The organism is Actinomycetota bacterium, assembly GCA_005774595.1.
Classification (GTDB): domain Bacteria; phylum Actinomycetota; class Coriobacteriia; order Anaerosomatales; family D1FN1-002; genus D1FN1-002.
Genome location: VAUM01000114.1, coordinates 3752 through 5532 on the forward strand (window position 1 = coordinate 3752; position 1781 = coordinate 5532).

General features: G+C 73.6%; 1 protein-coding gene and 1 pseudogene (1 of these 2 cut by a window edge). Both read right to left on the minus strand.

Features of this window, described 5'->3' with window-relative positions:
• A pseudogene (locus FDZ70_05855) lies at window positions 1–763 on the minus strand (NGG1p interacting factor NIF3); it reaches 204 nt to the left of the window's first position.
• Complete coding sequence (locus tag FDZ70_05860; protein TLM77124.1) at window positions 760–1395, minus strand: DNA-3-methyladenine glycosylase; 636 nt, start codon at window positions 1393–1395, stop codon at window positions 760–762. The pseudogene FDZ70_05855 and the gene FDZ70_05860 overlap by 4 nt, the downstream one beginning before the upstream one ends.
• Window positions 1396–1781: the final 386 nt, after the last annotated feature.

The window sequence follows — 1781 nt, forward strand, 5'->3', positions numbered from 1 at the left end:
CGCCCGCGTGGCTGAGGCGGTCGAGCGCCTCGATGGGGCCTTCCGTGCCGCCGGTCATGTCGGCCACCATGCGGCCGGGGCGCGCCGTACCGGCACCGCACACGAGGTGCGGGCCGCAGCCCTTCCGGGCGGCGTCCGCGTACTCGGGGATCGCGCGCAGCGCCGTCACGAGCGCGTCGAGCGTCTCGGGCTTCTCGCGGTCCACGAACTCCTGGACGAACCGCTGGACGCTGTTGTCTGCCGGCGTGTGACACGACATCATGGCGAGCCCGAGCAACTCGGCCGCCTGCACCGCGCGGTAGTGGTTCGCGGGCATGATCTTGCGGCGGATCTCCGAGGCCCGAGGCCCGATGAGCGCGTCGGCCGTGCCGATCCCGACGCCCTGAGCCGCCCACAGGTCGGCCTGCATGCCCATCACCAGGTCGAGCCGCGCGAGCCCGAAGCCCTCGGGGTGGTGCGAGAACACGAGGTCGATCGGCTCGCCGCCGTCGCGCAGTCGGTCCGCGAGCAGGACCTCGCCGACCTCCATGTCGATGCCGACGATCATGCCGCGCACCTCGGCCTCGGGGTCGCCGGCGTTGATGCGCGTGTCCGCGAACGGGTTGGTGAGGCGCTCGGCCTCGAAGAACTCCCGCTCGGCATCGTCGAGCTTGTCGTAGCCGGACTGCTCGGCCGCCAGGACCCGCTCGATCTCCTCCCGGCCGCGCGGGTCCGCCGCGATCCCCTGCTCCACGGCTATCCGGTGGATCTCGGCGAGCTTCATCGCGGGTCTCCCGTCCCTTGGGTCCGTCTGCGCTTCGCGGTCCGCGCTCCCGGGCTCGCCCGCGAGACGAACGCGTCGCCTTCGAGAAGGTACCGCAACTCGGCCTCGTGCCCACGCGACAGGCCGATCCTGCCGGTCGAGACGACTCGCTCGGGCGGCGCCGGCGCATCGAACACGGCGAGGCGGCCCACGTGCAGCGTCGTGCCGTTGTCGGCGAGGTCCGCGCCGAGGGCCTGCGCGAGGCGGCCGGGACCGCTCGCGATCCCGTGCGCCGCGCGCCGACCGCCGCGCCGCTGCGCCATCGTCTCCACACCGGCCAGCGGCTCGAGCGCGCGCACGAGCACGGCGCCCGCGGTGCCTTCCGCGTCGCAGACGAGGTTGAGCATGTGGTGGTTGCCGTAGGTGAAGTAGACGTAGACGGTGCCCGGCGGCCCGTACATCACCGCGTTGCGCTTCGTGACACCGCGCGTGGCCGCATGAGAGCCCTCGTCGCCGCTTCCGAGGTACGCCTCGGCCTCGACGATGCGCCCGCCCGTGACGACGCCCTCAGCGCGGCTCAGGAGCACCTTGCCGAGAAGGTCGCGGGCGACGGCGTCGGGCGTGCGGTCGAAGAACTCGGTCGCGAGCGGCACGAGGGGGCCGAACGGCTCGAGCGTCCTGGGCCAGTCGGGTAGCGCCGCGCTCACTCGCCGCGCGCCTCGGGCGCGCGCAGCAACCGGTCCGCGCGGCGCCACAGCCACACGCCGAGCGCGACGGCCGTGAACATGAGCGCGTGCTTCACGCCGAGCGCCACCACGAGCCCGGGCACACGGCCGGGGTCGTACTCGACGCGCGTGAAGAACACGGTGCGCGGGATGCCGCCGATGACGATCCACGCCAGCGCAGCGGCCGCGAGCTTCGTGAGCATCGGGCGCGCGGAGCGAAGGCCGTCGAGGGCTGCACCGCCCGCCCGCTCGGCGCGCCGGATGAGCCCCCACATGATGAGCGCGGACGCGAAGAGGAACGCGGTGGCGACGTC